Origin of the sequence: Paenibacillus sp. BR1-192, assembly GCF_029542445.1 — a bacterium.
GTDB classification, from domain to species: Bacteria; Bacillota; Bacilli; order Paenibacillales; family Paenibacillaceae; genus Paenibacillus_AQ; species Paenibacillus_AQ lautus_A.
This window is the reverse complement of the sequence record NZ_CP120718.1, coordinates 2,550,770-2,573,671: the sequence shown is the minus strand read 5'-3', so window position 1 is coordinate 2,573,671 and position 22,902 is coordinate 2,550,770. Positions and strand designations below refer to the sequence as shown.

The following is a 22,902-nucleotide window of genomic DNA, read 5'->3' as shown; positions in this document are numbered from 1 at the left end:
AAACGAGCCGAACAAGGACTGTACCTTGAACGGCTCGTTCGTTGATGATTAAGATAATGCGCTGTTTATAGCTTAGACTAAAACGGGAAGCGCGCGAACCGGCTGACTGTTGCCGAACGTTTGCTTGCCTGCCGTGGAATGAGCCCAGTTAATCGCATTGGAGATCACTTTCAGCACTTCGGGGTTGTAGTAGGTTGGATAGGTCTCATGCCCTGGACGGAAGTAAAAAATGTTCCCATGCCCGCGTTTGAATGTGCATCCGCTGCGGAACACTTCCCCGCCCTCGAAATTGCTGACGAATACCAGCTCATCGGGGGCCGGAATGTCAAAGAACTCCCCGTACATTTCCTCGTGCTCGATGATGATCGGTCCCGTAATTCCCGCCGCAATCGGATGCGTCGGATTCACGCTCCAAATAATTTCCTGTTCTCCTGCTTCGCGCCACTTCAAATCGCAGCTCGTGCCCATCAAAGCTTTGAACGGTTTGGAAAAATGTCCGGAATGGAGAACGATCAGTCCCATACCATCCTGCACGCGTTTTACGACCTTGCTTACGATTTCGTCACTAACCTGGTCATGAGCCATATGCCCCCACCACAACAGCACATCGGTTGAATCCAGTACATCGTCCGTCAATCCATGCTCCGGCTGGTTAAGCGTTGCCGTTCTAATGATGAAATCCGGATTTTGCAGACCCTCCGCCAAAGCTGTGTGAATGCCCGTCGGATAAACGCTCCGAACCTCATCATGGATTTTCTCGTGCACGAATTCATTCCATATGGTTACGTTAAGCATGTTGCTGTTCCCCCTAATTGCTTATTCGTTATTCTCTACGCTGTTAGACCCACCACATTTCTCCGAGCGGCTCTTCGATCAGCACTTGCTGAAGGTTTTGCACCGCTTTGGAGAAGCCTTCTTCAACGGACATCAGTCCGTCTTCATGTTCAATGCTCACGACATAGTCATATCCAACCAGGCGAAGAGCACTCATCATATCCGCCCATTCCTTCACATCGTGTCCGTAACCTACGCTGCGGAACTGCCAAGCACGATCCAGCATGTTCGCATACGACTGCATATCCGTGAGACCGTGTTTGTTCACGTTAATCGGATCAATGCTAGTATCCTTCGCATGGAAGTGGTGGATCGCTCCTTCGCGGCCCAAAATTTGAATCGCTTGAACAGGGTCAATCCCTTGCCACCACATGTGGCTCGGATCCAGGTTGGCACCGATCACTTCGCCTGCGGCTTCGCGCAAACGGAGCAGCGTGCCCGGCGTGTGAACGGAGAAGCCGCCGTGCAGTTCCAAACCGATTTTGACATTGCGGTCTGCCGCAAATTTACCCCACTCGGTCCAATAAGGAATGACCTTGTTATCCCACTGCCAAGTCAGGATCTCTTGATAGTCGTTAGGCCAAGGCGCTACCGGCCAGTTCGGGTATTTGGCATCCTCGTGGTCGCCTGGGCAGCCGGAGAATGTGTTGACAACAGGTACTTCAAGCTTTTCGGCAAGCTCCACCGTTTTTACGTATGTGTCATGGAATTCTTTAGCGATTGCCTTTTGCGGATGAAGCGGATTGCCGTGGCAGCTCAGTGCGCTAATGATCAGCCCGCGGGATTCCACCGCGTTTTTGAAGTTTTTCAGCGCGGTTTCATTCTCCAGCAGCTCGACCGGGTTGCAATGTGCATTTCCGGGATAACCGCCTGTTCCGATTTCAACTGCTTTAAGGCCCTTGGATGCCACGTAGTCCAATGCATCCTCCAGTTTACGTCCGCTCAGCAATACCATAAATACGCCTAATTTCATTGTATAACCTCCTGGTTTGGCTTAGTCATCATATTGATTGCAAGATTTAGTTGTCGAAATAAACCGCTTTACCCGTCTTCGCCGATTCATAGATCGCTTCCAGGATTTGCGTCACCACAAACGCCTGCTCCGGCTTAACGACCGGATCCTTATCCTCTATAATCGCTTCAAGCCACATTCTTGCTTCACGGTCCGAGTCGTTTTCCTTGGAGCCCGAATAGAAAGCTACGCCGCCGGCGTTCAGATCCACTTTGGTTTCATACAGTCTGCTCATTTTCTCGCCGTTGATGCGCAAGCCGTCTTTCATGTCGGCTCCGCCTTCGGTTCCCGCCAGAACGGCTTTCGCTTCGCCGATCTCCAGGACGTTAAGCGCCCAGCTGGATTCCAGAACGATCGTAGCGCCGTTCTCCATCGTAATAAATCCGAATGCCGAATCCTCTACCGTGAATTCCTTCGGATCCCACGGACCGAACGCATTCGCAGCATTCTCGCGCTGACCCAATTTATGGAACGTGGATCCCAGCACGCTTTTCGGCTTGTAATTGTCCATCAGCCACAAGGTCAAATCCAGCGCATGGGTTCCGATATCGATCAACGGACCTCCGCCTTGCTTCTCCTCGTCAAGGAATACGCCCCAAGTCGGAACGGCACGGCGGCGGATGGCCAAGGCTTTACCGTAGTAGATCTCGCCCAGCTCGCCTTCCTCGCAGATCCCCTTCAAATACATGCTGTCGTCCCGGAAACGGTTGTTATAACCGATGGTCAGTTTTTTGCCTGTGCGCTTTGCGGCGTCCAGCATGGCCTGTGCTTCGGAAACCGTTTTTGCCATCGGCTTCTCGCACATCACGTGCTTGCCGGCTTCCAGGGATGCTACCGTGATTTCGGAGTGCGAATCGTTCGGCGTACATACATGGATGACGTCAATGCTGCCGTCTTTCAGCAATTCCCTGAAATCCGTGTACACTTTAGCGCCTTCAACCCCATATTCGGCTGCTGCCTTCTGCGCACGCTCTTCCACGATGTCGCAAAAAGCGACCAATTCAGCCTGCGCCTGCTTCTTCAAGCTCGGCATATGCTTGCCGTTGGCGATTCCACCGCAGCCGATAATTCCGATTTTCAACGTGTTCGACATGTCCATTTCCTCCCCATACTGTTGATCTTATTGGAGCTGTCCCAATATTAGTGCAACGCTTTCATGCGGATCGCCGGGCAAGAGCTCATCATCCTGCCAGATCCGTCAGAAGCTGGTTTGCCTGTTGTTCATAACCAGTTTACAAGAATATGGACCAGGCTTCCAGTTCCCTATTCTGCCGATTCGGCCTGCTGAGGTGCCGGAAGTTTGCCATAACGGTACGTGCTTTGCAGAACGATATGCCTGCCCTCCAGCGAAGACTGCTGAAAGGACTGCATGATCTCCAGCACGTGATAAGCCAAGCGCCCGCTTACGCGATGGTCCTTCTGCTCATGAATCGATTGGATCATATCATGGATGCCCAGACCCCGCTCGTTCTTCCCGCATTCGAAGGCGGGCTCAAGCAATTCCCATTCCTCGGAGCCGTGCTTGCGCAGCTTCACTTCCCCGTTGAAGTAGTTCGGATCGCCGAGACTCAGGCTGCCCTGCGTGCCGTAGATTTCGATCCAGGGCAGATTGGACCCGCCAAAGATATCGAAACTGGTAATCATGGTTGCAATGGCACCGTTCTCAAAATCCAGCGTTCCTGCCAAATGCGTCGGCGTCTGAACCGTGATCGGCTTTCCTTGAAGCGGGCCGGAGCCGACGGAACGGTCCGGGATCTGGATGCCTGTGGATGCGCTGATCCGGCTTGCGGGACCCAGCAGCTCTACCAGGGCCGACACATAATAAGGTCCCATGTCCATCATTGGACCTCCGCCCGACGCGTAAAAAAATTCGGGATTGGGATGCCATGCTTCCGGTCCTGCCCCCATCATAAACGCCGTTGCGGCAACAGGTCTGCCGATCAGCCCGGATTCAATGGCCGCTTTGGCCGTCTGTACCCCGGAGCCTAGGAACGTATCCGGTGCGCAGCCGACGCGAAGCCCCTTCTGATCCGCGATATTCAGAACGCGGCGGGCTTCGTCAAGGGTTATGGCCAGCGGTTTTTCACTATAGACATGCTTTCCTGCTTCCAGGGAGGCGATATCGACATTGGCATGGCTGGCCGGAATGGTCAAATTAATAATAAATTCAATATCCGTCTGTGCGAGCATCTCCTCAACCGTGTATACGTTCGGGATGTTGAACTCTTCCGCTTTCGCTTTGGCGTTGTCCGGAATGAGATCGGCACATGCCACGATTTCAACCCAAGGGCTGTTTTTCAAGTTCGTGAAGTATACGCCGCTAATGGTTCCGCAGCCAATTATACCTGCTCTCATTTTTTTCATCGATGTCACTCCTTGAACCAATAGATGTGCTCGGACTAGTACAATGGTATTCTTTTATGCTTTCGTTTAAAATGAAGAATATGATTAAAACATGAACAATCTGGTCATTATTTTCTTATTCTTCAAAGGGGACTTTAGCAATGGATTCAAATCTTTCCAACCAAGTCGTAGCAGCGGATTTCTCATTTCATCGCAAACCTTTCAAGATGTCCCTGGCGGACGGTTTCGACACCTATTTGATGCGTTGGCAGACCGACGGCAAATGCCGCGCCAAAATCGACGGCAAGCTGTCGCTCGTCGAGGCAGGGGATCTGTTGATCTTCACGCCCGGACAGCCTTATGAGCTTCGAATCGATGACGAATACAACGCATTGGGTGAATTGACCATCGAAAGCGGCGATTATCATATTTTTTTCAAAGGGCCTTGGGCGGACGCGTGGTGGAATTCCAAGAAACGCCCGACCAAAATCAGGGTGCCGCTGGAGGAGCGTTACCTGAGTCTGTTTCGGCAAATTCTGCTCGAGCAGCGGCGCGTATCGGATCCTTATCCCGAGATTTCGGATTACACCGTGCGGATTCTGTGCCTTGAGGTGGACCGCCTGTTATCGGAGCAGCCGTCAACAACCCCCAAGACGTATCTCGCCTACCGCATGAAGAACTACATTGAGGAGAATGCCTCCTCCATGTTCAAGCTGGAGGATGTCGCCGCCCATGTCGGCATCAGCGTTTCCCGGGCAGTCCATCTGTTCAAGGAAGCATTCGGCACCACCATCATGCAGTACACCATGGACGTGCGACTGAGCATGGCAAAGGAACGGATCGTTTTCAGCCCCCTCTCCCTGGAGGATGTCGCCGAAACCTCCGGCTTTGCGAACTACACTTATTTTCACCGCGTTTTCCGTTCCCGATTCGGCGTTTCGCCTAAGCAATTCCGCATGTCCAGCCGAACCTCCAATTAATGGTCATACTTCCACGGTAAAAAAGCGGGCCGACCAAGGTTTTTCCTTGATCGACCCGCTCCTTCTTTGAATCGGATGTAAGATATTCCATGATTCCGTTACTTCTTGTCAGGACCAAGGGTGGCCGCTGCCTCGGCAACAACGATAGCCAAGTCTTCATTACCGAACATCGACAGGACGCCAAGCAGGGTCTGATCCGGTATTTCCCCAGCCTCTTCTTTGGGCACCGTCAGTTCAAGCACGCGCGTCAACCGCTCATTGTCCGGCTGATCCGGATAGGCTTTACGGTACAGCTCAGCCGGATCCAGACCGTGATTCACACACCATTGGGCAAATACGAGGATCATCATATCCTCATCCTGACGGTACGATTCCGCTATCCGTTCTTCTACGGACTTCCCCGCAGATTCCATGCATTACTCCTCCTCATGCGAACAGGGTTTTATGGGCTCTGTTCGTTCATGAAGACATTATACCGCTTGGTTCCCGTTCAGACAAAGTCTTAAACTAGTCGACCATCTTTACCTGTACCGGGCTGCTCTTCGCTTTGTGCTCATTCTTCTTCTTCATCCAGGTTCCGATGCCGATGACGATGGCAATGACGATAACCTCAAACCCGTACTTCACGACGCCATTTGCGAACCAGCCGTGAATCATCGGCTCTTCCACCACCATCTTCGATGCGGTCCAGGCTAACACCGCAGCGCCGATCGTGATGATAATCGGGAAGCGATCCGTCAGCTTCAGGATAATGGTACTGCCCCACACCATGATCGGAACGGAAATCGCAAGTCCGACAATAACGAGCATGAAGCTTTCACCGGCAGCGCCTGCTACGGCAAGAACGTTATCCAGTCCCATCATGGCATCCGCGATGATGATCGTACGGATAGCCGCCCACATTTGGTTGCCCGCGGAAATTTCATGCTGCTTCTCATCGACCAGCAGCTTGTAGGCGATCCACAGCAGCGCGATGCCGCCGATCAAGCGCAAGCCGGGGATCATCAAGAGCTGGACAACGAGCAGCGTGGCTACGATCCGTATGATGATCGCACCGACGGTTCCCCACAGGATGACCTTCTTCTGGTCCTCTTTCTGGACATTGCGAGCGGCGAGACCGATAACGATAGCATTATCGCCTGCCAGCACGAGGTCAATGAGGACAATCGACAGCAGCGCGGTCCAAAATTCCATCGAAAGCAAATCCATGATTCCCCACCCTTTCTTCATGTTCTGATTAGGCTTTCACCTACCGATGTCCTCCACCCAAAAAAAAACGCTGTTCCCTTCATCGATGGGGTCTACAGCGTTTTTTGGGCGCAAAAATAGACCTCCACCTCATCATGAAACAATCAGGCAAAGGTCTCGCTAAACAACTCATCGTTGCCAATAAAGCCGGGGATGGTTAGTCCCGTAATGACGACTTTACTTACGATATAGAATTTATAAGTCATCGGCAGAGCCCATGAGATTCTATATCGCAAGAAAACCTACCGTTGAAGTCGCGGTTGTTCATCCTTGATAAGGCCACGACAGAGGTTTTCTTATGAAGCTACTCCCCTTTGGGAACTATTCGGTTGGACATATTATAACATACGAAAAATCGCTTGTATATTCAAATTTTTCCATAGTATCGATTGCGAGAGTCTTCGAAAAACGGGCAGCATGCCTGTTTTTTTGCTATCATGGTGCTATTCAGGTCAACGATGCAAAGTGAGGATTCTACATGAAGAGATGGATCATCCCCATCCTATATGCGGCAGTACTGGCACTTGCTTTTTCATACAGGCATGATATCACGGAGTGGCTGGAGAGCGATCCCCCGCTCTTCCTCATGATCCTGCTGGCAGCCCTGCTTGCCTTATTTCCCATTGCCCCCTACAAAGTGGTCATCGCTATTCTCGGGTATGCATACGGCACCGTCTGGGCGGCAGCCATATCGTGGTTCGGAACGACGATCGCCGCCGTCATCCTGTATGCGGCTGTGCGGTCTTTATACCAGGAGTCCGGCAGACGGCTGCTTGGGAAATACACGGCTATTCATAGGTTTACGACCGCGGTCGAACGGCGCCCCTTTCAGTCGATCCTGCTCGCCCGCCTGCTGCCCGTGATACCCCAAATGGCCGTCAATCTATATGCCGGCGTCGCCTCCATCCCATTCTGGACGTACACCGCCGCTTCCGCCATCGGCAAAATTCCAGCCATCCTCCTGTACGCCTGGCTTGGCAGCGGATTGGCCGATCATCCGGTCATCTTCGCGGCTGTTGCGGCAGGACTTATGCTGCTAACCGCTTTGTTCATGGCCGCTTTCCGGTGGTATAAGGGGAGAACGACATAATCGGAGCAATATTTTGGTTTCCTTGACCAAAATGATTATAATAACAATAAGACTTACATTTTATATTGTTATCAAACGATGGAGGGATAATATATGAATAATCGTTCAACCCCAAGCGAATTGGCTACCTTTGCGGGAGGCTGCTTCTGGTGTATGGTCTCTCCTTTTGACGAGCTGCCGGGCATTCTGAAGGTCGTTTCCGGTTATACTGGCGGCCACAAGGAAAATCCAACCTATGAAGAGGTATGCTCCGATACCACAGGCCATTATGAGGCCGTTCAAATCACCTATAACCCGGAAGTTTTCCCATATGAGAAGCTGCTCGAGCTTTTCTGGCAGCAAATCGATCCTACGGATGAGGGCGGACAATTCCATGACCGCGGGACATCCTACCGCACCGCTATTTTTTACCATACGGAGGAGCAGCGCGTGCTTGCGGAGCAATCCAAGCAGGCCGTGGCGGCCAGCGGACGTTTCGACGGACCGATCGTGACGCCGATCATCCCGGCGAGCACCTTCTATGAAGCCGAGGAATACCATCAGGATTACCACAAGAAAAATCCGAGCCATTACAAACGCTATCGCAAAGGCTCCGGACGGGAGGATTTCATTGAGCAGCACTGGTCGGAGCCTGTGGATACCGCCGAGCTTAAGCAGCGCCTGACGCCGATACAATATGAAGTGACGCAGAACAACGCCACCGAACCCCCGTTCCACAATGAGTATTGGGACCATCATGGGGAAGGCATTTACGTCGATATCGTGTCCGGCGAGCCGCTCTTCAGTTCTACGGACAAATACGACGCCGGCTGCGGATGGCCGAGCTTCACCCGTCCGATTCGCGAATACAACATCAAGGAAAAAATGGATCTTACCCACATGATGGTCCGCACCGAGGTACGAAGCAAAAAAGGCGACTCTCACCTCGGCCATGTGTTCGACGACGGGCCCGGACCGAACGGGCTCCGTTACTGCATCAATTCCGCTGCGCTCCGGTTTGTGCCGAAGGAAGAAATGCAGAGGGAAGGCTACGGCGAGTATTTGCAGCTGTTCGAATAAATCCAAATGTCCAAATGCATTGCCCCTCAGGGGTAATGCATTTTTTTGTGCGGTTGAACCCGTTTATTCAATTTGGTTGCACGGGGTAATATACAGTACATGCCATGAACAGTTGAATTGGAGGGATCGTACCATGCCTTGGAGCAAAAATGATTATCCGCCATCCATGAAAAATCTGGAGCCCCGGGTGAGGAATAAAGCCGTGGAAATTGCCAATGCCTTGCTGGAGGAGAACTACGATGAGGGACGTGCCATCGCCATCGCCACCGCCAAGGCACAGGAGTGGGACGAGAACCACCCCAAGGACGAGAAGTAATCGATTTAAAGCACATGAAAGAAGCTCACCCTGCATGCGGGTGAGCTTCTCTTATTGGGACCGCATTACGAACGGCCGCTAACGGTATGCTGCGCTGTTTTCGGAGTAACCGGAGTGCTTGGGGCACGGACCGCCTTCCGAACCGGTTTCTTTTCCGCTTTCTCGGTACCGTATGTCACTGTGATGGTGATCACTTGCCCGGCAATCGATACGGCTAATATAGTATATAAGGTTTCAACCAATGGCATATAGAATAGCGATAATAGCAGTACTACGGCATCCATCAGGAAAAACACCGTCCCTACCTTAAGCCCGCTCCACTCGCTGAACAGTACGGAGATTACGTCGTCACCGCCTGTCGCCCCGCCATAGCGGAGCACGATGCCGGCTCCAAAGCCCGTCAATAATCCGGACAGCAGCGCGGCTGCCAGCAAGTTATGATTCAGATCGATAACCAGCGTGGAATACCGCTCGATCAATGCGTAGAACAAGGTAAACATGCTCGCCGCAACAACGGTATTGAATATGAATTTCCGACCCTTGATGAACAAGGCAATCAGCAGTACCGGTATGTCCATAAGGACCATACTCAATGCGGGCGGAATATCAAGCGCATATTTGCCAAGCAGCGCAAGGCCGACAAAGCCGCCTTCGGTCAAATGATTGTGAAAATTAATGTGATAATACGTAAAAGCCATTAAAAACGTTCCGAACAACATCGCCGACATGGTGATAAATGTGTTTTGTCTTTTCCTCATACAGGATCCCTCTTGTCGTAGTAGATTGGTCAGACATAGGCCAATCTCTACCTTGAGGCAACCTGGAGGAGTTCATCCTTCGAACCATAGTTCCCATCCTTTCGTAGAGACCGTCCTTGTCTTCAGACGTCCGACTTCGCTCTACAAAGGAAGCTATGTGTATGAGAGATCATAACGTTTCCAAATCGTCCTTTGGGGATTCGTCCTTCGGGGACACATGGTATCCTGATCCTTTCTCGTTTTAGTTAGAGTGCTAACATTATTATAACACAGTTGGCATACAAGCTAAACAGCTGGCTAGAATGAATTGGAATCTCTATATGGAATATGTAAAAATTCCAGCTTTAAGAACCTCCTGCGCGTAAAAATATTGTTCACATATTCGCTGAATCCGATGTGATCTTAATCACAAGAGCCCCTCCATCGCCTGTCTATACTTAAAGGGAACACCAACTCGACTAAGTATCATATGAATCAAGGGGGAGTCTGCATGTTAAGCCAACGTACGATCGAGGTCGTTAAATCGACCGTGCCGGTTCTGGAAACCCACGGCACGGCAATCACAAGCGCATTTTACCAAAAATTGTTTCATCATCACCCGGAACTTCTTAACATATTCAACCATGCGAATCAAAGAGAAGGCAAACAGCCCTTTGCCCTGGCCAATGCCGTATACGCAGCCGCGGCCCATATCGACCGTCTTGAAGCCATCGTCCCGGTTGTTAAACAAATCGGACACAAGCACCGTGCATTAAACATTTTGCCGGAGCACTATCCGATCGTCGGCGAAACGCTGCTCGGCGCCATGAAGGATGTGCTGGGCGATGCCGCGACGCCCGAAATTATCGAGGCTTGGGCCGAAGCTTATGGCGTCATTGCCGATGTCTTTATCGGGATCGAGGCGGATATGTACCAGCAAGCCGCAAACAAAGCCGGCGGCTGGAGCGGATACCGTAATTTCGTCATTGACCGGAAGGTGGAGGAAAGCTCCGTCATTACTTCCTTTTATCTGGTACCGCAGGACGGCGGGGAAATTTCCGATTATCTACCCGGCCAATACATCACGCTCCGGGTAAAACCTGAGGGCGAAGCCTATTATCATAATCGTCATTACAGCCTCTCGTCCGCACCCGGACATCCTTACTACAGAATTACGGTGAAACGCGAAGACGAGCTGGATGGAAAGCCTGCCGGCATCGTCTCCAACTGGCTGCACCGTCATGCAGAGGTCGGGACCGTTCTCGAGGTCACGGCTCCGGCCGGTACCTTTACGCTGGATACGGACTCCGACCTTCCGCTTGCCTTGATCAGCGGCGGCGTCGGTTTGACTCCGATGGTGGCCATGCTGGAATCCGTGCTGCTGAATCAGCCTGAACGGAAAGTAACCTTTATCCATGCGGCCAAATGCGGCAGTCAGCATGCAATGAAGCTGCATATCGATGAGCTCGCCTCGAAGCATCCGCAGCTAAGCACGTACGTCATTTATGAACAGCCGGAAATGGAAGACACTTGCCACCAAACCGGCTACATCGATCTGGAGTTCCTTCGCAAAACGGTCGATCCGAAAGCCGACTTCTATTTCTGCGGGCCGGTTCCGTTCATGGGTGCCGTGAACGGCCATTTGAAAGCGATGGAGGTGCCTGCTGACCGGATCCACTATGAATTCTTTGGTCCGGCCGGTACGCTGGAAAGTTAATATTAGGTTAACCGTATCTCAAAACCAAAAAAGATGCCCCTCTTCTGCAAAAGGGGCATCTTTTTTGGTTTGGCGCCTTCCGGCGGCATCGATCAGCCGCGAAGGGTGCATCGACTCATTGCTTTGTCCGGCGCATGCTCGTACAGGGTTTTATAAACCGGTGTATAAACCCGTTCAGGCGTCGGCAAAGGGATATGGGCTAAACGTGCTTGCCGTGCTCCCGCAGCAGCCGGTTTACCGTTTCTCTCCTTACCCCGATCAGTTGTCCGATCTCTTCCTGAGTCAAATATTCGGTCAAATGTATCCCTTGGGAATACTCATCCAGCCATTGAATCAGCAGCTCCAGCCGCTCCGCCGGCCCGCCCACGGTTAAGTGATCCAGCCTCATCTGCATGAACCTCACCTTTTCCTGCAGCAATCTGGCAACCTCGAGCGGTTTTCGCGGATCCTCCTCCAGCTGTCGATACCAAGTTTCAGCCGATATTACCTCCACTTCGCTCTGAATCAGCGCGATCGCGGTTCCATGCGTTTCCTTCGGGCTGATCAGCGAGTGATGGGGTACCGTTTCGCCGGGATATAAAATATTGAAAAGCACCATATTGCCGTTGGCATGCAGACGGGTCACCTTAAACAATCCGCTCCGAATGTGATATAAATGATCCCCGCTATCCCCTTGCCGGAACAATATTTCGCCTTTATGCAGTATCATGGTTAATCTCCTCCAGAAAAAATGCAGTTATCAGGAGTGTAAACGATATGCCGCCATGAATCCACTGAGGTGATCACAAATGCCAGAAATTAATGGTTGCAGGCCGAATAAGGATGGCATACCATGTATATAATAGAACGTGCGTTCTTATATTTTTTTCATGTCCGGGGATGTGTCTCTTATGATGAAACCTTCCACTCCTCCTCCGCCTTCGGTCGAAGACGAAGCCCTGATCAAAGATTATCTGCTGCATGACCTGCTTCAGTCTGTTCTCGAACGGGATATTGGAATCCTCAAGACCCTCAAGCTCAAAATGGCCGAAATCTATATTTTAAATCTGCAGCATATCCAAAAAGGGATTTCGGCACGCGCCTGGTCCATTCAACAGCAGATGAAGCGGCGCGGCATCCGGATTCAAAGCCAGGGCCGTACCCCCGAGGAAGGGCTGCAGGTGCATTATCTGTGCCGCGGGTATGAAGGCAGCCTGCTCTGCGATCGGCCCTCTCTCAAGGAAGAGATAAAGGAGCGGCTCGTTTCGTATCTTGGCACGGATTTGGCGGCATACTAGCTCCAACTACGTACAAGACAGGAGCGCTCATGAAGAATATTATCCATATATATTCTGCCGATATCCGTAGAATCGTCCGCAATTGGGCTGCAGCCGTTATACTCGGGGGTCTTGCCCTCCTTCCTTCTCTATATGCCTGGTTTAACATCGAAGCTTCCTGGGATCCCTACGGCCAAACCTCAGGTGTATCCATTGCCGTTGCCAACCTGGATAAAGGCACCACCCTTCGCGACCAGCCCATTAACCTGGGCAAAGAAATCGTGGAGTCCCTGCATCACAATGAGAAGCTGGGGTGGCGGTTTACGGAGGACAGCGAGAATGCGATACAGGGGGTGCGGCGCGGCACCGATTATGCCGCTATCGTCATTCCGGAGAACTTCTCCGCCCGGATCGGCACCGTACTGACCAATGAGCCCGTCAAGGCACAGATCCTCTATTACACGAACGAAAAAATCAACGCCATTTCGCCCAAGGTGACGGCCCAGGGGGCATCTGCCGTCGTGGAGGAAGTCAGCAAAAATTTCATCAAAACCGCCAACGGCACCATCTTCGAGATTTTCAACACGCTCGGGATCGAGATCGAGAACCAGCTCCCTGCGATCAACAAAGTACGAAGCTTGCTGTTCCGGCTCGAAAAAGCTTTCCCGAGCTCAACGAGGCGGTGAGCACGGCCCAGCAGGATATCAAGCTGGCCAACCGGTTGGTTCAGCAGGCCGATGCCGCTCTGCCCCGCCTTGAAGGGATTGCCACGGACGGCAAGGAAATGGCCGGTGCGCTGGCGGAGTTCGCGAATCAGGCCGCAGGGGCCTCGAAATCGCTGGAGCCTGCGCTGCGGCAGGACTTGGAGGTGCTGGGTGCAGCCACCGGAACGCTTTCGCAAGTGCTGGACGCGCTAGGGCAAAAAGGCATCGACCCGAAGGAGCTGGCCAGCCGCCTGACCGTTGCGAAGGAGCGCGCTCAGACTGCAGCGCAAGCCGCGGCCAGGCTGGGGCAATTGTTCAAGCGGCTGGGCTCGATCTCCCCGGCGGCGGCTTCCGCGGCGGCCAAGCTCGAGGACATTGCGGCACGATGGACCTCGGCTCAAGCCGCGCTCCAAACCATTGCCCAAGCGGTGGAACGGGGGGAGGAAGCTCCTGCGGATTCCATCGATAAGCTGAAGAAGCTGACCGATGACATTACGGGGCTGACCGACGCGCTGCTAAGCCGGTACGACAGCGAAATCGGCCCGGCGATAAGCAAGGCCTTCACCAAGGGCGCAGGTACGGCCAAGCGCGTTCAGCAGGAATTGACCCAGGCGCTTGCCAGCGTCCCCGACATCCAGCGTTTGCTTCAAGATGCACGGAAAGGGCTCAAAGTGGGAGGCCAAGAAGTGCAGCTCGCCCAAAATCGTCTGCCGGAGGCGGAGCTTCGGATTACGCAGCTGGCCAACCGGCTGCGCGAGATGGAAGCGGAAGGGGATATTCAAGAGATCATCGATCTTCTCCAAAACAATTTCGAGCTCGAGAGCCAGTTTTTTGCCGAGCCGGTTACGCTGGAAGAGAATCGCCTGTACCCCATCCCGAACTACGGCTCCGCGATGTCGCCCTTCTTCACGACCTTGTCCTTGTGGGTTGGCGCCCTGCTGCTCGTTTCCCTGCTCTCCGTTGACGTACATGATGAGGAGAGAAGCTTCCGCAGCATCGAGGTTTACTTCGGACGCTATCTCACCTTTCTGACCATTGCCCTGTTCCAGGCGCTGTTCGTTACCCTGGGCGATATTTATTTGCTGGGTACCTACGTGGTGAACCCCGGCTGGTTCATTCTGTTTGCGCTGCTGATCAGCTGCGTTTTCATGCTGATCGTCTATACGCTGGTGTCCGTGTTCGGCAATGTCGGAAAAGCGATGGCGATCGTTCTGCTCGTGCTGCAGCTGGCCGGCGCGGGCGGGACCTTTCCGATCCAGATGACGCCGCCGTTCTTCCAGGCATTGCATCCGTATTTGCCGTTCACCTATGCCATCAGCATGATGCGGGAAGCCGTCGGCGGCATCCTGTGGGATATCGTCATCCGCGATATGCTGCTCATGCTGGTCTTCGCGGCGATCGCGCTTGTGATCGGGATCGTGCTCAAGAAGCCGATCAACCGGGCCAGCAGCGGGCTGATCCGCAAAGCGAAAGCTTCAAAGCTCATCCATTGACTCCCCTTTCGATGGGGACGGACAGAATGAGGAGCGGACTGCCCCCCGAATGTTCCCATACGTGAAAGGACACCCCGAGCGACTTCTTATTGAAGCCGCGGGGTGTCCTTTTGGGTTATGCGAAATCATTCATGATGGGATTGATGTCGAATTTCGCTCAACTTCTGCAGCGTATTGGCATCCATTTCGCCGAGCCGCCAGATCGCAATCTTCGAAATGCCCGCCTCCCCCGCCGCATTCATCCATCCGGCAAGGGTCGTTCCGTCCGCATACCATACGGTATGCCCGATGCCTTGGTCGTCCGTGTACTCGAAGTATAGGGCCCCGCTGTCCGGATCCCGCTTCGGTTCGTCCGGGCTGGCACGCGCCAGCTCTACCGCACGCTTCTCCGTTAAAGAAACCGCCTTGCCATTCTTCGCCCAGTCAAACCCGCCAACCGACAGCGCGATGGCATGGTCTCCCGGCAGCTGCCGCAGTTTGCCCCCCAGCTCCTTGATCATGGCATAATCCGCCTTCGGTCCGGGTCCGCTATGCCCCCCGTACAGGTTGTATGCCATCAGGACATAATCCGGCCCCTCCGGCAGCTTAAGCGATGACAGGGATACGCCAGGCTCCAGCACGATTCGAAGCGAGAGGCCTTCCGCCCGGAGACGCTCATACAGCTCCTCGTACAGCGCGGAGAGGTTGGCCCCATCCTCCTTGCGGACCTTCTCGTAATCCAATTCCACGCCGTCGAAGCCGTGCTGGGATGCCATGTCCAGAATCTGCCTGATATGTTGGCTGCGGCTTTCGGGAGTAGCGACGAGCCGGGATATCAGCTCCGGATCCTTCTGTTTGGCCGTTCCATCGGGATGGAAACGATCGTTGACGATCGTCAGGACGCCGCGAGCCGGCTCCCCTTCCTTGGACGCCTCCAGGAACGCAGGCAGCGCCTCCCGAAAATCCGACGTCAAGTAAAGCTCGTCTTTATGATTGAAATAGGCTGCAAACAGCTTGATTTCTTCAAGCCCATCACCGAGCTGCTTCCAATCTGTCATGCCCGTCTCCCACTGCCAATCCGTAATCCAGGCAGACAGCTTGACTTGCGCCTGCAGCGGCTGGGGCAGCATCGATGGCTCCTTCTTTTGATCCTCCAACCACCAGAAGGAGACGGCAGCACACAATACGGCAAACCCCGCAGCTGCCGCCCATTTCTTCCTGCGATTCTTCATTCGTTGTTCACGTCCTACGCCCAATTTTTAGAAAGTCTCGACAGCCCAGTCGACCGCGCGATTCATGCTTCGCTGCACGCCGGTCAGGACACCGGCAAGTCCGGACGGCTTGTTCGTAAACAGCAGCTTACGTTCGGCACCCGGTTGCTCCGACACAATCGTGACATCTTCAAAGACGGCGTCGTAAATATCATCCTTTTCGTTCTGCTCATGATACTCCGATTCAAGCGCCACGCCTCCTGCGCCGATCGATGCATCCACAGGCTGCCGGTCCAAAAGCACCTGCCGATCAACGCTCACGGACAGGGCATCGCCTTTCACCGAAATCTCCAGCCACCGATTTCCGAGTATGTTGACAGGGTACTCATTCTCATCATCCCGGTCTCCGGACAGCGTCTGCTCCTTTGTATAGACCGAAGCCTTATCGAATTGCAGATCCTCTTCGCCCCATGCCACCTTCGGCAAGGCGTACGTGAACAGCTCCTCGGGAGCTTGGCCCGCTATCTTCTGTTCCACCACCACGTGGTTGTTCTCCAGCAGAAGCCTGAGATACGAACCCTTCGTTCGGTCGTAACGGACATAAACCGACTGCCGTCCTACCACATTGCCGAGCGCTTTGGCCGAGACGGTGACGTCTTGCTCCCCGCTGCCCTTCAAATACACGGTTCCTGCCTGGGACGGGGGCGATGTGACCACCATCCGGTTATCCGTAAATTCTGCCGCTCCGCCAAGCAGCTCCCACTTGTCAGCCTGCTCCGTGTCGCCCCGTACAAACTGCATAGGCTGCCCTTGGTCCTTATGCAGCTTCATTAACAGGTGATTGGTAGACCAATACGGCGCGGGCTGGACCCGGGTCAGATTATACAGATCGCTATCCTTCGAATTGAAGGCAACGCCTTCCCGGTTGAAATTCATCCCGAACAGCTTCTGAATCTGATCCGAATTGGCATTCGCCACAAGCTGATTCATTCCTCCGCCGAGCGCATTGGCATGCATGATCATATACGTGAGCGGAACGTAACCGAGCGATTCCGTGTAAACCTTGTCCATTGCCGCATAGTCGGCCCGGATCCGCTCTTCCATCTCGGCGCGGTTCTCGAGCGGAATCATGTTCTCGTCGCGGATGAAATCCATCAAATAGTGGTTGTAATATTCCACGTTGGATTTGACCGTCAGCTCGCGCTCGTCTTTAACGCCGACATAACGGCCCTCATCATCGAAAATATTGATATAGGTCAGCCGGTTGCCGTTAGTCCCAAGCTCCCAATACCCGGTGCGGGTCATCTTCAGCATGTCCGTCGGCTGCAGAAATTTCCGTTCGCTGTTGCCCATTTTGTTGGCATAGGACAAAAAGGTAGCCTTATAATTATATTTTTCAAGCAGCGGCTGCGCGAACAGCGCGGAATCATTCCGCCCGTCTTCAAAGGACAGGTACAGCGCCTTGTCGGGCAGCTTCTTGCCATGGCTGTAATAATCGATGATATCCTGCTGCGAAATCGTCGTATAGCCCTGTTCGTATAAGGCCTTCAGCTGGGCATCCAGCTGGGCCTTGGATACGAGCTTGGACGTCCCGGTGCGGCCGACCCCGAAATAGGACAGGGCAATAAAGCCCTGATCCTGACGCCAGGCGGATCTGTCCGGCTCCTTATATGTTCGAAAATCGAAAATCGCATTGGCCAACAGGACGGCTGCAACGGCCAATACAATGACCTGTGCCGTTACTTTGATGATTTTCCTGCGATTTTTTCGCCGAACATTGAGGGCTGTTTTTTGTTTTTTAGCCATATGTCATCCTCACTTCAATCCTCACTTCAACCGCTTTGACACGATTAGAACGGTAATCCGAATTTTTTGCCTTTGCGCTTGCGGGCTTCCTTCTTCTCCCTGGCTTCGATATCCTGCGGCGTTTCCCGGGTCCCCCACGTCGATTTCCAGAAGGTAAACCAAGCCACCGGCATCTGCCATAACAGGACGAATTCATAGAAGAGACAGAATACGAAGCCGAACACCCAAAGTCTGCTCTTCCGGAACAGCAGGTGGGCCAGGCTCATCAGCAGCGCCATCAGCAGCAATCCCATCAGGAAGGTCCCCGGGAAAATGCCGTGAACGATCGGCACGTACATGAGGTTGTAGGCAACCACGACAGGCGCGGCAATCGGCACGATCAGGCCTATGTAAAAAAACAACGCCATAAACGGCTCTTTGCGCCATATGAAACTTCCGGCCCGCAGCGATTCGCGCAGCCAGGAGCGCTTCCACCGCATCTGCTGCTTCAGAAACACCTTCATCTGCGAAGGCACGATCGTCGAGCAAATGGCAGAATCCTGGTAAGCGGTCCGGTGCGTTTTCAAAATAAAGTTCGTCATGCTCCGGTCGTCTCCGAAGGTGGCGGGCCTGCCCAGAAACTTCTGGTTCAGCCAAGCGTCCGCATGCTGCACGATCAGCTCTTTCCGATAGCAGGATAACGGACCCGACAGGCAGGTCACGCTGTCAAACCAGGACTCTGCAGCTTTCATGATCCGAAAGGCGATATAATAACGGACGGTCTGCAGCTTCGTCATGTTATTGGTATATTTGTTCTCGACGTCCGTCCGTCCGGCAACGCCGCCCATCTTAGGATCCTGAAAGGGCTGGACGAGGTGGCGAATCGCCGTCGGATCCAGGAAGCTGTCCGAATCCACGAAGACCACCAGGTCATGCTTGGCCATCTCGACGCCTTTGACCAGAGCGGCCCGTTTGCCCGCATTCTCGGGCAGCACCATATAGGACAAGCGCTCCCGGGTAGCGTAACGCTCCGCCTCGGAATGAATCAACTCGATCATGTCTTGGATCTGCTGTACCGACTGGTCCGTCGATCGGTCATCCACCACAATGACCTCCAGCTTGTCTACGGGATAGTCCTGATTCATGCAGCTGAGTATCGTGCGTTTGATCCATTCCGCTTCATTGAAGCAGGGGATGATAATGGAAACTCCCGGCGTATAATCCGGATTGATCGGCACATCGCGGTACAACGCTCCGAACAGGTAGCGCGTCAGCAGAAACAGGGCCGCGATCAGGCTGTACAAATACAGCACCATGTTGTATTTGAAATAAATGATGCTCTCTGCCCGCATCAGCATGATGAAGAGCACCGCCATGAACAGCAATGCGCTGGCGGAATATACGGAATACCCCCACCGTTTGCGCTGAAAATAATCCGTGAGCGGTTTCTCGAACTCCAAGGCAAGCAGATGCTCTTCGCCGGCTTCCGTCGAATTCAGGGCCCTGCGGACAACGGCTGCATCGATTCTGACGCTCGATTCGAAGCCCTCGGGCATAGCCCCCGGCGGGATGCGGAATCGCGCCTTCACTTTGTCGCCGACTTCGAGGCTTGAAGAGGCTTTCGGCAGCCTGAGCAGAAGGCCCGTGGCCGAAATATCGGCAGCCACGCCCTTAATCCCGGCTTTTTTCTTTTTCCCGTTCGGGACAAGCAAAACTTCAAAATCCGCCTCGTAACGCAGGCTGAGCATCCGCAGCTTGTTGACGTACTCAGAGCTGGACAAATCCTCCCCGGGCTTCTGCGCCCGGTTGCCTCTTCGGTCCGCGTTCATCCGGATCTGCTCCGGATCGGGCACATAGGAAAGTGTCCGCCTGTCGGTGCGCGGAAGCGTTAGCACTTCCTTGGTGCTCTTCGGTTGCTTTCTTTTTATAATCCTCATTGCCTTCTCCCATCGTTATCTTACAAACTCCAATAATGAAAGCCATGGGCTTCGCATTCGGTTTTTGGATAAGCTCCCTTCACGTCGATCAGAAGCTTCGCCTGTTCCGAACTGAACATCTCCTTGAATGCCGCAATCCCGAGCTGCTTGAACTCCCGGTGAGCGACCGCCACTACCGCAATCTGGATTCCGCTCAGCTCGCTCATGTCCGACAGCTCGATGCCGTATTCCTCATAAGCCTGCTTCGGGTCTACGTGCGGGTCCGCCACCATCGGCTGGATCCCGTAATCCTGCAGCTCCCGAATAATATCGATGACCTTGGAATTGCGGATATCCCGGCAGTCCTCCTTGAACGAAAGGCCCATGACGGCCACCTTCGCCTTCATCAGATCTATCCCTTGGCGAATCGCAAGTTTAATGACGTGCTGGGCGACGTATTTTCCCATTCCGTCATTGATATGCCGTCCTGCCAAAATAATCTTGGAATGATACCCCGTATCCTCGGCCTTATACGTCAGATAATACGGGTCGATTCCGATGCAATGCCCGCCGACGAGGCCAGGGCGGAACGGGAGGAAATTCCATTTCGTTTCCGCTGCGCGCAGCACGGCATTCGTATCGATGTCCATCTGGTTGAACAGCATCGAAAGCTCGTTCATAAAGGCAATGTTGATGTCGCGCTGCGCATTCTCGATGACCTTTGCCGCTTCCGCCACCCGGATGGATTCCGCCCGGTGAACGCCTGCCTCGATAATCAGCTCATACAGTCTGGCAACCGTCTCCAGCGCCTCCGGATCATTGCCGGACACGATTTTCACGATGGTCTCCAGCCGGTGGACCTGGTCTCCGGGGTTAATCCGTTCCGGGGAATACCCCACCTTGAAATCCTCGCCCAGCCTCAGGCCCGACTCCTCTTCGAGAATCGGAATGCAGACTTCCTCCGTAACGCCCGGATAGACCGTTGACTCATAGACAACCACCGCTCCCCGCGTCAAGGCGCGGCCGACCAAACGGCTGGCATTCCGCACGAATTTCAGGTCCGGCACATTGCCGCTTTTTACGGGTGTCGGAACGGCCACGATAAAGCAGCGAGCCTCCTTCAGCTTGTCCGGATCCGAGGTGAAATCGGCCGCACTGCCCGCAAGCAGGGCATCTCCGATCTCACCGGTAGCATCGAATCCGCTGCGATACTGAGACACCTTCGCCTCGCTCAGATCAAAGCCGATGACATCCAGCCTTTTCGAGAACGCGACCGCCAGCGGCAGTCCGACATAACCCAGTCCGACGACCGCCAATTTATCCACGCGGTCCAGCATGTTTTCATATAATTCCATTTTACTCCATCTCCATTGCGGCCTGGTCCTGCAACTGCATCATGTCCGCCATTTTTACAAACGTATACCCTTTATCCTTGAGGCCTTCCAGCACGCGCGGCAGCGCCTCAATGGTATGAATGTCATCCAGCATATGCAGCAAGATGACGCTTCCCGGCTGCGTCTTGGTCATAACCCCGTTCACAATATCGTCGGCACTATTGGAAATATCCCAATCCAGCGTCGTCACGTCGTACATGGCAATCACCGGGTAACCGACTGCCGCCAACGCTTTGGCCCGTTTATCGTCGACCACGCCGGTCGGCGGACGAAACAGCATGACAGGCTGCTGCTGGATGGCTTCGGTAATGACCTGATGCGCCTTGACGACATCCTGCTGAAGCTCTTCGGGCGTCAGCGATGTAACGACGGGATGGCTGTAGGAATGGTTGGCCACGTCATGCCCGCCTTCCACCATCGCCCGCGCCAAATTCGGATTGCTTTCCACGCCTTTGGCCCTCAGGAAGAAGGTCGCTTTGACATCATGCTCGGCCAAAATATCGAGTATGCGGGTCACCGTTTTATCGCTTCCGAAATCGTCAAACGTCAGGGCGACTTCTTTTTTGTCGGTATCGACTTGATATACCAGCTCATACTTCGCCCGTTGATAATCCGGATTGATGCGGGCAGCGTCATATCCCGGAATTTGCTCGAGCGGCTTTCGCTCGCCCCCGTTCTGCACCAGCTCATCCAGCGTAACCAGCCGATATCCGATATCGTCCACGGCCTTGGCAATGTATTTTATAGAAGAGACCACTTCCGGATTGACGTCGGTGTTCATGGAGATGATCCCGCCTCTGGAGACGAACCTCGCCACGTATTCTCCGATGGCTTCGGCACTCTGCATATCGCGGTCCTTCGGATTGATGTTATAGCTGACAACCGCCTTCATTCCAAGATGCGCTGCCGCCAGCGGCACATCTTCCGGGTAATCGCCCGAACGCGTCCGGACATAGCGGGGCTGGGCGCCGGTCTCCCGTTCAATAACGTCGTTTGCCAGCTTGATCTCCTTATAGATCTGGTCGTAATCCAGCTTGTTCATATCCAGCTGATTGAGCGTATTGTTCTCTATTTCATGGCCTCCGGCCAAGATTGCCCCCGCAATGTCCGGCTCCTCCGCCACTCGGATGCCCGGAAGAAAGAAGGTCGCCTTGATTCCGTACGTTTCGAGTTCATCGATCAGTGCCGTCATGGTGGCTTTATCCCCCATGCCGTTAAAGGTAAGCGCCAATTCCTTCCTGGCCGTATACACGTACGGAATTTCCCTGCTCTTCTCCCCCGTATACCGCTCCACCTTTTGAGCAGGCGCTATCGGACCTCCCGCTTCATCGCTGGAGGCTGCCTTACCGCCAAAAAAACCGCAGCCGCCCAAAAACGCCAGGATCGCCAGCAAAGCGGTCATTCGGGAAAGCATGCAAAACACTCGGTTACTACTAGAAACTCTCTTCATTCGAATACTCCTTTAACATTTCAAACAGGGCTTATTGTGGAGCCCCTCCTGAACAAACCATTAGAATTTAACACCAACCTGACGTAATTGCTATGCTTTTTTGAAAAAATTCATAAAATTCCACCTTTTTCAAAAATCAATAATTTAAGAGCTTAGAAATCGTCGTCCATCTTATGTCAATATTTGCCCTTTGTTTCAAGGCATGTTCCTCTGCCTGCCGCTCAATGATACCCATTATAGAATTCGGTTCTCTACAATTTCTAGACAATACCGCGCAGACCCGATTTTCTCTTCCCTTCCTTGGACAAAAAAATACCCCCGAAAGTCTCTTGGAGACCTTCGGAGGTACGTTGAATGAGTGAATGATATGAAGTTGTT

At 53.4% G+C, this 22,902-nt stretch carries 21 protein-coding genes; 8 read left to right on the top strand and 13 right to left on the bottom strand.

Annotated elements, in window-relative coordinates:
* Positions 1 to 72: 72 nt before the first annotated feature.
* The 4 genes from P0X86_RS11305 to P0X86_RS11290 all read right to left on the bottom strand — a co-directional run bounded on the left by P0X86_RS11305 (position 73) and on the right by P0X86_RS11290 (position 4,210).
* Positions 73 to 795 (bottom strand): ThuA domain-containing protein, encoded by a 723-nt coding sequence (locus tag P0X86_RS11305; protein WP_277748532.1) that lies wholly within the window; start codon positions 793 to 795, stop codon positions 73 to 75.
* Positions 796 to 838: 43 nt separating this feature from the next.
* On the bottom strand, positions 839 to 1,807 hold the full coding sequence (locus P0X86_RS11300) for a sugar phosphate isomerase/epimerase family protein (protein WP_009592834.1): 969 nt from the start codon (positions 1,805 to 1,807) through the stop codon (positions 839 to 841).
* Positions 1,808 to 1,853: 46 nt separating this feature from the next.
* Positions 1,854 to 2,939: a Gfo/Idh/MocA family protein gene (locus P0X86_RS11295; RefSeq protein WP_015734422.1), complete on the bottom strand. Its 1,086-nt coding sequence runs from the start codon at positions 2,937 to 2,939 to the stop codon at positions 1,854 to 1,856.
* Positions 2,940 to 3,109: 170 nt separating this feature from the next.
* Positions 3,110 to 4,210 (bottom strand): Gfo/Idh/MocA family protein, encoded by a 1,101-nt coding sequence (locus P0X86_RS11290; RefSeq protein ID WP_009592824.1) that lies wholly within the window; start codon positions 4,208 to 4,210, stop codon positions 3,110 to 3,112.
* Positions 4,211 to 4,350: 140 nt separating this feature from the next.
* Between P0X86_RS11290 and P0X86_RS11285 the strand changes: the two genes are divergently transcribed.
* A complete protein-coding gene (locus P0X86_RS11285) occupies positions 4,351 to 5,169 on the top strand; it encodes an AraC family transcriptional regulator (protein ID WP_090911011.1) in 819 nt (272 codons plus the stop codon).
* A 98-nt stretch (positions 5,170 to 5,267) separates the two neighbouring features.
* Here P0X86_RS11285 and P0X86_RS11280 read toward each other — a convergent pair whose 3' ends face one another.
* Both P0X86_RS11280 and P0X86_RS11275 read right to left on the bottom strand, forming a co-directional pair.
* Positions 5,268 to 5,582 carry a hypothetical protein gene (locus P0X86_RS11280; protein WP_009592829.1) on the bottom strand — a complete coding sequence of 105 codons (315 nt, stop codon included), beginning with the start codon at positions 5,580 to 5,582 and terminating at the stop codon, positions 5,268 to 5,270.
* Positions 5,583 to 5,676: 94 nt separating this feature from the next.
* The gene (locus P0X86_RS11275; RefSeq protein ID WP_096773507.1) at positions 5,677 to 6,378 is read right to left on the bottom strand and encodes a TerC family protein; all 702 of its coding nucleotides are present in this window, start codon (positions 6,376 to 6,378) and stop codon (positions 5,677 to 5,679) included.
* A gap of 517 nt (positions 6,379 to 6,895) precedes the next feature.
* Here P0X86_RS11275 and P0X86_RS11270 point away from each other — a divergent pair.
* From P0X86_RS11270 to P0X86_RS11260, 3 genes are all read left to right on the top strand, one after another.
* Complete coding sequence (locus tag P0X86_RS11270) at positions 6,896 to 7,507, top strand: TVP38/TMEM64 family protein (protein WP_015734419.1); 612 nt, start codon at positions 6,896 to 6,898, stop codon at positions 7,505 to 7,507.
* Between the two features lie 93 nt (positions 7,508 to 7,600).
* Complete coding sequence (msrA, locus tag P0X86_RS11265; RefSeq protein ID WP_096773208.1) at positions 7,601 to 8,566, top strand: peptide-methionine (S)-S-oxide reductase MsrA; 966 nt, start codon at positions 7,601 to 7,603, stop codon at positions 8,564 to 8,566.
* 133 nt (positions 8,567 to 8,699) lie between these two features.
* Positions 8,700 to 8,882 carry a DUF2188 domain-containing protein gene (locus P0X86_RS11260; RefSeq protein WP_015734417.1) on the top strand — a complete coding sequence of 61 codons (183 nt, stop codon included), beginning with the start codon at positions 8,700 to 8,702 and terminating at the stop codon, positions 8,880 to 8,882.
* A 65-nt stretch (positions 8,883 to 8,947) separates the two neighbouring features.
* Here the strand turns inward: P0X86_RS11260 and P0X86_RS11255 are convergent, their stop codons facing one another.
* Positions 8,948 to 9,640: a YitT family protein gene (locus P0X86_RS11255; protein ID WP_009592920.1), complete on the bottom strand. Its 693-nt coding sequence runs from the start codon at positions 9,638 to 9,640 to the stop codon at positions 8,948 to 8,950.
* Positions 9,641 to 10,130: 490 nt separating this feature from the next.
* Between P0X86_RS11255 and hmpA the strand changes: the two genes are divergently transcribed.
* Positions 10,131 to 11,336 carry an NO-inducible flavohemoprotein gene (gene hmpA / locus P0X86_RS11250; RefSeq protein WP_277748531.1) on the top strand — a complete coding sequence of 402 codons (1,206 nt, stop codon included), beginning with the start codon at positions 10,131 to 10,133 and terminating at the stop codon, positions 11,334 to 11,336.
* A 199-nt stretch (positions 11,337 to 11,535) separates the two neighbouring features.
* Here the strand turns inward: hmpA and P0X86_RS11245 are convergent, their stop codons facing one another.
* Positions 11,536 to 12,045: a Crp/Fnr family transcriptional regulator gene (locus P0X86_RS11245; RefSeq protein ID WP_096773206.1), complete on the bottom strand. Its 510-nt coding sequence runs from the start codon at positions 12,043 to 12,045 to the stop codon at positions 11,536 to 11,538.
* A 181-nt stretch (positions 12,046 to 12,226) separates the two neighbouring features.
* Here P0X86_RS11245 and P0X86_RS11240 point away from each other — a divergent pair, with 181 nt between their 5' ends.
* Genes P0X86_RS11240 through P0X86_RS11235 form a run of 3 tightly spaced genes read left to right on the top strand, consistent with a single transcriptional unit; the run spans position 12,227 to position 14,789 of the window.
* Positions 12,227 to 12,613 carry a YhjD family protein gene (locus P0X86_RS11240; RefSeq protein WP_015734413.1) on the top strand — a complete coding sequence of 129 codons (387 nt, stop codon included), beginning with the start codon at positions 12,227 to 12,229 and terminating at the stop codon, positions 12,611 to 12,613.
* 29 nt (positions 12,614 to 12,642) lie between these two features.
* Positions 12,643 to 13,278 carry a YhgE/Pip domain-containing protein gene (locus P0X86_RS33300; protein WP_481858282.1) on the top strand — a complete coding sequence of 212 codons (636 nt, stop codon included), beginning with the start codon at positions 12,643 to 12,645 and terminating at the stop codon, positions 13,276 to 13,278.
* Positions 13,275 to 14,789: a YhgE/Pip family protein gene (locus P0X86_RS11235; protein WP_481858281.1), complete on the top strand. Its 1,515-nt coding sequence runs from the start codon at positions 13,275 to 13,277 to the stop codon at positions 14,787 to 14,789. Before P0X86_RS33300 ends, P0X86_RS11235 begins: the two co-directional genes overlap by 4 nt.
* Positions 14,790 to 14,914: 125 nt before the next feature.
* Here P0X86_RS11235 and P0X86_RS11230 read toward each other — a convergent pair whose 3' ends face one another.
* The 5 genes from P0X86_RS11230 to P0X86_RS11210 are packed head-to-tail and all read right to left on the bottom strand — an operon-like array spanning position 14,915 to position 22,524.
* Complete coding sequence (locus P0X86_RS11230; RefSeq protein ID WP_277748530.1) at positions 14,915 to 16,000, bottom strand: glycosyl hydrolase family 18 protein; 1,086 nt, start codon at positions 15,998 to 16,000, stop codon at positions 14,915 to 14,917.
* Between the two features lie 27 nt (positions 16,001 to 16,027).
* Complete coding sequence (locus P0X86_RS11225) at positions 16,028 to 17,785, bottom strand: polysaccharide deacetylase family protein (protein ID WP_277748529.1); 1,758 nt, start codon at positions 17,783 to 17,785, stop codon at positions 16,028 to 16,030.
* A gap of 44 nt (positions 17,786 to 17,829) precedes the next feature.
* Positions 17,830 to 19,701, bottom strand: coding sequence for a glycosyltransferase family 2 protein (locus P0X86_RS11220; RefSeq protein ID WP_277748528.1), 1,872 nt, complete (start codon positions 19,699 to 19,701; stop codon positions 17,830 to 17,832).
* A 20-nt stretch (positions 19,702 to 19,721) separates the two neighbouring features.
* The gene (locus tag P0X86_RS11215; protein WP_277748527.1) at positions 19,722 to 21,035 is read right to left on the bottom strand and encodes a nucleotide sugar dehydrogenase; all 1,314 of its coding nucleotides are present in this window, start codon (positions 21,033 to 21,035) and stop codon (positions 19,722 to 19,724) included.
* 1 nt (position 21,036) lies between these two features.
* Positions 21,037 to 22,524, bottom strand: a complete 1,488-nt coding sequence (locus tag P0X86_RS11210; protein ID WP_192572523.1) for a polysaccharide deacetylase family protein — start codon at positions 22,522 to 22,524, stop codon at positions 21,037 to 21,039.
* Between the last annotated feature and the right edge of the window lie 378 nt (positions 22,525 to 22,902).